The organism is Leptodesmis sp. (assembly GCF_052746595.1).
The window spans coordinates 26,436-34,943 of sequence record NZ_JBRAGO010000044.1 but is presented as its reverse complement, the minus strand read 5'-3'; the positions used below and the strand labels follow the sequence as shown (position 1 = coordinate 34,943).

General features: G+C 50.8%; 7 protein-coding genes. 3 read left to right on the top strand and 4 right to left on the bottom strand.

Going from position 1 to position 8,508, the window contains the following annotated elements:
- The coding region (locus ACUVQO_RS11515; protein WP_445926017.1) for a hypothetical protein at window positions 1–405 on the bottom strand (405 nt) is incomplete at its 3' end.
- Between the two features lie 612 nt (window positions 406–1,017).
- On the opposite strand from ACUVQO_RS11515, the gene ACUVQO_RS11510 reads away from it, so the two are divergent.
- The 3 genes from ACUVQO_RS11510 (at window position 1,018) to ACUVQO_RS11500 (ending at window position 6,286) form a co-directional block, all read left to right on the top strand.
- Entirely contained in the window at window positions 1,018–1,245 is a 228-nt protein-coding gene (locus ACUVQO_RS11510) for a hypothetical protein (protein WP_445926016.1), read from the top strand.
- Between the two features lie 301 nt (window positions 1,246–1,546).
- Entirely contained in the window at window positions 1,547–5,248 is a 3,702-nt protein-coding gene (gene smc / locus ACUVQO_RS11505; protein WP_445926015.1) for a chromosome segregation protein SMC, read from the top strand.
- Window positions 5,249–5,299: 51 nt separating this feature from the next.
- Complete coding sequence (locus ACUVQO_RS11500; protein ID WP_445926014.1) at window positions 5,300–6,286, top strand: PRC-barrel domain-containing protein; 987 nt, start codon at window positions 5,300–5,302, stop codon at window positions 6,284–6,286.
- A gap of 33 nt (window positions 6,287–6,319) precedes the next feature.
- Here the strand turns inward: ACUVQO_RS11500 and ACUVQO_RS11495 are convergent, their stop codons facing one another.
- The 3 genes from ACUVQO_RS11495 to ACUVQO_RS11485 all read right to left on the bottom strand — a co-directional run bounded on the left by ACUVQO_RS11495 (window position 6,320) and on the right by ACUVQO_RS11485 (window position 8,068).
- Window positions 6,320–6,481, bottom strand: coding sequence for a hypothetical protein (locus tag ACUVQO_RS11495; protein WP_445926013.1), 162 nt, complete (start codon window positions 6,479–6,481; stop codon window positions 6,320–6,322).
- A complete protein-coding gene (locus ACUVQO_RS11490) occupies window positions 6,478–7,464 on the bottom strand; it encodes an HlyD family secretion protein (protein WP_445926012.1) in 987 nt (328 codons plus the stop codon). The genes ACUVQO_RS11495 and ACUVQO_RS11490 overlap by 4 nt, the downstream gene beginning before the upstream one ends.
- Before the next feature lie 292 nt (window positions 7,465–7,756).
- On the bottom strand, window positions 7,757–8,068 hold the full coding sequence (locus ACUVQO_RS11485; protein ID WP_445926011.1) for a hypothetical protein: 312 nt from the start codon (window positions 8,066–8,068) through the stop codon (window positions 7,757–7,759).
- Window positions 8,069–8,508: the final 440 nt, after the last annotated feature.

Sequence of the window (8,508 nt, the reverse complement as noted above, 5' to 3'; positions counted from 1 at the left end):
GTCCTCATCCCTGATGACTCCAAAAGCATGATCAGCCCGTCTTTCCAAAGTTTCATAGAGAGCGGCAGCAAGAAGAGCGATGGCTTGCCTACGCATACCAATAACGGCAGCATACATGATCATTGCCATGAAGTCTTCGGTTGGGATCAAATTTCCTTCAATGAACCCCTGTCCCTGAAACTCAACAATATCTCCTTTAAACCCATAGCCTTTTAGCCTACTGAGAGCATTACCCTCGGTACGCAAAGTGTCGCTTAACCACCCTTCATTAAAACCAACTGCTTTACTCGCTTGGCGCATTGACCAGTGATATTCCCCATCCCCATCCATATACACAGGAATTGGAATGCCACCGATTGTAATATCCTTACTTTCCACACGTTCAATCCTTTTTTCTTGAGACATAAGCAGATCTCCAATGAGTTGAATGTGCACCATGAGATTAAACCTTTGGAGCGTGTGTACTATTTCGCCATGAGTTTAACCCAATGGCAACATTTTTTAGGGAAGAAGCAAATACAATCGTGGGCTAAATCAATATGAGCGAGACCGTCTACATTGAAAGCAGTATCTTGGGTTATCTCACAGCCAGATCAACGAAAGACTTGATCCTGGCTGCAAATATCGAAATAACAAAGGATTGGTGGGAGTCTCGTCGAAACGCTTTCACTCTTTACACTTCAGAGCTGTTCTAGACGAAGTGGCACAAGGGGATACAGAGATTGCCGCTCAACGCCTGGAGATCCTGCGTGATTTTCCCTTACTAGCCCTGAACCAAAAAGTACAAGATTTAGCCACACTACTTCTTGCTCGAAGTAGTCTTCCTCCAAAGGCGAAGGTGGACGCGATTCACATTGCCGCTGCTACCATATACACGGCATGGATTATCTGCTAACGTGGAATTGCAAACATATTGCTAATGCTCAAATCCAGAGAAAATTGGCGAAGATTAGTCTCGATTTCGGGTATGTGTTGCCTATCCTTTGTACACCTAACGAACTAATGGGAGATTAGGTTATGTGGACAGATGAGATTGTTGAAGAGATCCACCGAATCCGCGAAGAGTATGCCAAGTCCTTCAACTACGATCTTGATGCCATCTTCACAGACCTACGCAAAAAGGAAGCAGCGAGCGGTAGGAAAATTGTGAATTTAGCGCGTAAGCCCGATTTGACAACCCGTTGGAGCGAACCAGCGAAAAATCTTGGTGAAGATGCAAAGGATACTAGCCGTCGCTTAACTTAGCTGTTAGACCACGTGGCGCGTAACGCAATTGAGCAACAGCGTGAAGAAGTTGTCACCCTATCGCAAGTGCAACACCCCTACATCAGGCTCCTCCGCTGACTCCTCATCCTCCCCATCTCCCTGTCTTCCTCACCCATCCACTCACCCACTCACCTACCCATCCACCTCTCCTCACACCTTGCCTTTCTAGAACACTTGCACTAAAGTATCGATTAATATGAAGGGATAGCAAGATTTCTGTGCGATCGCAGATAGAGCGGTTACACTAGCACTGATTTTTCTCTTTTTCTCTGGGTAGCCAGTGTTTATTAAGCGCCTGGAATTGTCCAACTTCAAATCCTTTGGCGGCAAAGTGACAGTTCCCCTGCTGCCGGGGTTTACTGTCATTTCAGGGCCAAACGGATCGGGTAAATCTAATTTGATTGACGCGCTCCTGTTCTGCCTGGGGTTGGCCGGGTCGAAGGGAATGCGAGCCGAACGACTCCCCGATCTGGTAAACCACACACAAAGCAGCAAGAATCGTTCCACTGTAGAAGCCAGTGTTACTGTCACCTTTGACCTGACAGATGAATTGCCATCTTTGGAAGATGAGATTGAGCAGGCGGTCAGTGAGACTGGCACGATCGCCTTATCTGACCCTCTTGATTCTTTGCCGGAAGATTCTACCGAAGCAGCTAACAGCAACCATCATGCTAATGGATCTGAAGGAACAGATAGCGATCCAATAGCAAACGGGATGCGGGAATGGAGCGTCACGCGAAAACTGCGAGTGACTCAGCAGGGCACCTATACCTCCAACTACTACATCAACGGCGAGTCCTGTACCCTCACGGAACTGCATGAAGCCCTGAATCGACTGCGTATCTATCCCGAAGGTTACAACGTGGTGTTGCAGGGGGATGTCACCCGCATCATTTCCATGAACCCACGGGAACGGCGAGAAATTATTGATGAACTAGCCGGAGTTGCCACCTTCGATCGCAAAATCTCCCAGGCAAAAGATAAGTTGGATGCAGTCAAAGATCGGGAAGACAAATACCACATCGTCGAACGGGAACTGATTGAACAACGCGATCGGCTTGCTCAAGATCGGGTCAAGGCCGAGAAATACCAGAAATTGCGGCTAGAACTGCAAACGAAGGAGCAATGGGAAGCGGTCATCCAGTATCGACAGGCCGTGCAGGTGGTACAGCAGTTACAGCAGCAGATTACCAGTGATGATCAGGCGATCGATCGCTTAACCCAGCAATTGACCACTTTGGCAAGTGAAATTCAGCAATCCACCACCGAACTGGAACAACTAAATATCCGGGTGAAAGCCCTGGGTGAAGAAGAACTGCTAGCCCTGCAAGCCACTCTTGCCACCCGTGAAGCCGAACTGCGGCAGATCCAGCGTCAGGAACAGGATCTGCAATCTGCTCAACGGGATCTGGAAACAAATCTCAGCCGGACTCAGCAAGAATTGCAAGAGCAACAGCAGCAGTTGGAGGCCCTCAGCCAGGAGAAGCAACAACTAGAGGCTGAGGAATTGCTGATACTGAAACAGGAACGGGATCAGGCCCGCCAGCAACTGGAACGGAGCCGGGAAGCCGCCAATGCCTCTGCTGCCAGTGCTGAAGCCTGGGTACAGGAACAAACCACCTTACGCCGTCAGGTTGACGAGATTTTGGGCATCCTGGAACCGCAGCGAACGGAGCAGGCCCAACTACGGGAGCGGATTCACCGCCTGGAACGCCAGCTTCAAGAGCAAACCGATTCCCGTCAGACCTTGCAGCAAAAACTCACGGAGAAACAAGCTCAACAAGGGGAGCTTCAGAATCAACTGATGGCCTCTCAGCAGCAGGTTCAAGATCTGGCCAAGTCCCTGGGGGCAGCGGAACAAGAACTACAAATCCAGCAAGAAACCCAGACTCGTCTGTTACAGGAGCAGCGGGATAAGCAACGGCGGCTCGATCAGTTGGAAGCCCAAACTCAGGCGATGCAAGAAGCTCAGGGAACTCATGCTACCCAACTGATCCTGCAAATGAACCTGCCGGGAGTCTGCGGCCTGGTGGCTCAACTGGGACGGGTGGAACCTCGCTATCAGTTGGCCCTGGAAACCGCTGCTGGAGGACGCTTGGGCAATCTGGTGGTGGAAGACGACGGAGTAGCCGCTGCCGCGATCGAACTTCTGAAACAACGCAAAGCCGGACGAGCCACCTTCCTGCCCCTGAATAAAATTCAATCTGGCCGTATCCCCTCGCAAGGAACCCTGCGATCGCTCCCCGGTTGCATTGGTTATGCCTTTGATTTAATCGAATTCGACGATCGCTACCGGGATGTGTTTGCCTACGTCTTTGGCTCCACAGTCGTCTTTGAAACCCTCAGTGAGGCCCGTCGTCATTTGGGTGAGTACCGGATGGTTACGCTAGAAGGAGAACTGCTGGAAACATCAGGAGCGATGACCGGGGGCAGTACCAGCACGCGATCTTCCCTTCACTTTGGCCGCATGGATGCCGCAGAATCTGATGAAGTTAGGGCGTTACGCGATCGCCTGCAGGAAATCGATCGCATCCTGACCCACTGCGAAAACAGTATCTTCCGGGCCACCAATCTCGTCAAAGAACGAACGCAGGAACTGATGGAATTGCGCCAGCAACATTGGGAACAGCAACTGCAGCTAGATCAGTTAACGGCTGAATTGCAGACTCTCAATACCTCCCTCACCCAATTGACGGCTCAACTGGAGCAGAATACTCAAGAACTGGCAACCTCGCAAACCCGCCTGCAAATTCTAGAAGTTGAAATCCCTACTCAAGAGGAGCAACTGCACCACCTGCGGCAGACCCTCAGCGAATTGGAACAATCCCATACTCATAGCGAATGGCAGCAGATACAGGCCGTTCTGCGATCGCAGGAAGCTGACCTGAACCAGAAAGAACTCGCCCTGCGAACCGTAGAACAGCAGATTCAGGATTTAGACAACCAGCGCCAACGCTTAGGTGAAAAAATCCAGCAATGGCAGGAACGCCTGCAAGACTACCGCACTCAACAAACCACTTACCTCCAACAGCACTCAGCACTCAGCACTCAGCACTCAGCACTCGACAACCAAATCACCGACACCCGCTCCGCCCTAATGGAACTGGAAAAACGGCTAGGCACTGAGAAACAGCAGCGCGATCGCATCGAGCGGCAACTGCGGGAACAGCAACTACAACAGCAACAACACGAATGGGAGCGGCAAAAAGTCCAGGAAACTCAGCAATCCCGCCGCGAACAACTCACTGCCTTACAGGAACAGGTGCAAACCCGGCACGCCGAACTCCCCGATCCCCTGCCCGAAGTACCGGAGAATATTGGCATTGAGCAGTTGCAGCAAGAATTGCGATCGTTGCAAAAACGCTTGCAGGCGATGGAACCGGTCAACATGCTGGCACTGGAAGAATACGAGCGCACCCAGGCCCGGTTAGACGAACTCAGCGAAAAACTCCGCACCCTGGAAGAAGAACGGACGGAACTTCTGTTACGCATTGAAAATTTCACGACCCTGCGACAACGGGCCTTTAAAGAAGCCTTTGATACCGTCAATGAGAACTTCCAATCCATTTTTGCCACGCTGTCCGATGGGGACGGTCGCCTGCAACTGGATGATCCCCAGAATCCCTTTAACGGCGGACTCAATTTGATTGCCCATCCCAAAGGAAAGCCCGTGCAACGCTTGGCTTCCATGTCAGGGGGAGAAAAATCCCTGACGGCGCTCAGTTTCATCTTTGCCCTGCAGCGGTATCGGCCATCGCCCTTCTACGCCTTTGACGAAGTGGATATGTTTCTCGATGGGGCAAATGTAGAGCGATTAGCTAGAATGATCAAACAGCAATCGCAGCAGGCGCAATTTATTGTCGTTAGCCTACGCCGACCAATGATTGAATCCGCCCAACGCCAGATTGGTGTCACGCAAGCTCGGGGTGCATTTACTCAGGTGCTGGGAATTAATCTGGTATCTCAAAGCGCCTCAATGTGATTTGATAGCATCAGCAACGAATTGGAATTGTGAATCAGGATTCGGGACATAATGGCATCTGAAGAAATCCGCCTCCGCTCTGACCTTTTAGGCACACTGGTTGTCACTCGCAACACTGGCAAAAAACTGGGAGTGGTAAGCCAGCTATGGGTCGATGTTGACCAGCAAAAAGTTGTTGCCCTCAGCCTGCGCCCGAATCTGCTCTATGGCACTCCTCAGCCGATGTTATTGAGCAGCATCCAACAAATTGGGGATGTGATCCTGGTGAATGATGAAGATGTCATTGAAGACATCGATACTGAGTCCTACAGCAGCTTGATTAACTGCGAAGTGATCACTGAAACAGGCGATCTATTAGGGAAAGTCCGGGGGTTCAAGTTTGATGTTGATGATGGTCGGATTGTCTCCCTGATTATTGCTTCCCTGGGTATTCCCCTGATTCCCGATCAGGTGGTCAGCACCTATGAACTGCCGATCGAAGAAATTGTCAGCAGTGGCCCCGATCGCCTGATCGTCTTTGAAGGGGCTGAAGAACGCATGGTGCAGTTGTCTGTAGGTATACTGGAGCGGCTGGGCCTGGGTCGAGCACCCTGGGAGCGGGAAGAGGATATCGGGTACACGGTTCCTACCCGTGCTGAAAATCAACTCCCCACCGGCCTGCGTACCCCAGTCAACACACCCATCCGCCAGCGGGAACCCGTCGTTGAGCAAACCTGGGACGAAGATAACTGGGGCGAACCAGAACCCCAACAACTCCGGCAACAGGAACGGCTTGCTGAACCCCTGTATTACGACCAGGAAGAAGATAACTGGAGCGAGGCTACAGCCCGCGATCGCTACCAGGAATATCCACCAGCAACCTCCCAACCCTACAAACCGGGAGATTACGATGACAATTACGATGACCAGTACGATGATAAGTATGACGATTTAGAGGCAGATGTCTGGGCTGATCAAGAAGCCCGAACCTACAATGCCCCTCGCTTAAACATTCCCGAAAAAACTAAAGCTCCGGAGTACGAGGAAGAAGGGTATTGAGGTAGAAGTCGATATTATCCGATGTGCCCTCAATTATTGATTCAGTAAGATTTCCCCATCGGCGGGCATTCCTGGTTTAGCCAGACCCGTTGGATCAGTGAGTGTTAATCGCACCCCAAACACCTGCTTCACCCGATCTTCCCGAAAACAAATATTTTCAGGAGTGAAAGAAGCTTGCGTGTCGATCGCCGTCACCTTAGCATCCAGTCCTTTTTTCGGGTTTGCATCCAGGAATACTTTGGCAGGTTGCCAACCTTAACCCTGCCGATGTCTCCCTCTAGCACATACCCCCGCAGATAAATCACGTTGGGATCAAGCACCGTCATCAGTGTTTTACCCGTCGTGACCACCTGCCCCGGTTCCACACTGCGGGTCAAGACCACACCAGTTAGGGGACTGGCGACATTTAGATATGCCAATTGGGCGAGAACCTGCTGACGTGCTGCTTGAGCATTTTTAACTTCTGCCTGGGCCGCTGCTAACTGGAAACGGGCCACTTCCAGTTGCTGCTTCAACGTTGCCAATTGGGCATTCCGAATGCTCGGATTCAAACCGCTGGTTCTGGCCTGCAGCGAGTCTCCCTGAGCCGCATTGACCTGGCGTTGAGCGGCTGCCACGGCTGCTTCTCGACTGCGTACCGTAGCTTGAGCGGTTTCATAGGTTGTTTGGGCTTGATCCAACTGCTGCTGAGTAGCGGCTCCCTGGTCAGTTAACTCGGCAAAGCGATCGCGGTTCACAGCCGCCAATTTCAACTCTGCTCTAGCTTGATTTAACTGAGCTTCTGCCTGACCGAGCTGGGCCTGAGCCGCCGCTACATTGGCTTCTGCCTGATAGATCCGGCCCTGAGCATCCCCTACGGATTGCTGCCAGGCCAGTTGCCCTTCTGCAATCTGATGGTTGACCACCTGAATTTGCATTGCTGCTTGCTGGGCCTGCTGCTGAGCCGCATATAACCGGGCGGTTGCTCCCTGCAATTGGGCCTGTAACTCTGCGTCATCCAGCCGCACAATCACCTCGCCCTGGCGCACCTGATCACCCTCTCGCACCGTTACCTGATTGACCCGGCCTCCCACCTTGGCACCAATATCCGTGGGATAACCCTCAATCCGTCCACTTAATTGGATCGCTGTAGAGTTGGGTCGTGCAAGAACATACCAGATGCCAGTTCCAGTCCCCACAACTAGTAGCGCTAACGGGAGCAAAAAGCGTACAGGAGGGCAATTATATAGAACTGTAACAGGAGTTTCAAAGGAGGGTTGCTCCGTACCTTCGGGAGGGGAAAGCGATCAGGCCATAACCAGATTAGACAGTGCAAAATGACTGTGATGCAGCCATCCTAGACCGTCCACTCTAATTCAGCAAGCGTTCTTATTGCATCGAAATGACACAGAAAATGCCAGCTAGCAGAGAGCAAGAGATAATGGGGTGATGAAAGATGCGGAGGGTCATGATGGAGATCTGCCCACTACTTCATCCTACAGAGCCGATCGCCGATGGAGAGTAGGAAGTGGTCATAGGATCGACCCGGCTGATATCATCTTCCACGAAGAGGTTGCTGGTTAAGGAGGAGAGATTGCTGGCGGGTTCAGTATAGTTAATCAAGCGTCTCTTGGCCTTAATCAGTCTTGAAAGTAGCACTGCGCTTTTATACGTTAATAGTTTGGCAGGGCCATATTGGTTGGCCACTTCAGCAGGAATCAAAGCCGTTCTGGATGGTGAACCAACTTGAGGTTGGACGTATTGACCAAAGATAACGCGTGGAATGTCCAGGAACAAAATCATACAGCCCTTAGACCGAATGCTTTCGTCAAACGGATCGGTTGAAAACAGACATCCCGCAAGACTAGAATCGTCATCCTGGAGCAGAGACTCATCATGAAAGCCTTCTGCGATAACGGTTTTGGCGCGTCCGATAAAACGCTAACATCAGCCCTCTCCTGATACACGAACTGCTCAACTACTTAAATCGTTATAGTAAAATAATATACTCATTTCCATTCTCAGAGCTACCCCAACATTAGAAAAACATTCTTAAGGGTGAAAAACCTGGATTTCACCACCATAACTTTATATTCGTTATAAAGAATACAGCCCTAAAAAATAGGGTAAGACTAGCCTGCCCCAACCGAAACTCAAAAGTTTTTATACCGATTGGAGAAATGGATTCGACAGATGGTTTTCTGAAACTCAAACAAGGCAGGGATATCAAAATCCAAGATAGT

What these genes read in the sequence shown, in the direction of transcription:
- ACUVQO_RS11510 (WP_445926016.1), top strand. Translation starts at nt 1,018, where the DNA reads ATGTGGACAGATGAGATTGTTGAAGAGATCCACCGAATCCGCGAAGAG.
- ACUVQO_RS11500 (WP_445926014.1), top strand. Translation starts at nt 5,300, where the DNA reads ATGGCATCTGAAGAAATCCGCCTCCGCTCTGACCTTTTAGGCACACTG.
- ACUVQO_RS11485 (WP_445926011.1), bottom strand. Translation starts at nt 8,068, where the DNA reads ATGATTTTGTTCCTGGACATTCCACGCGTTATCTTTGGTCAATACGTC.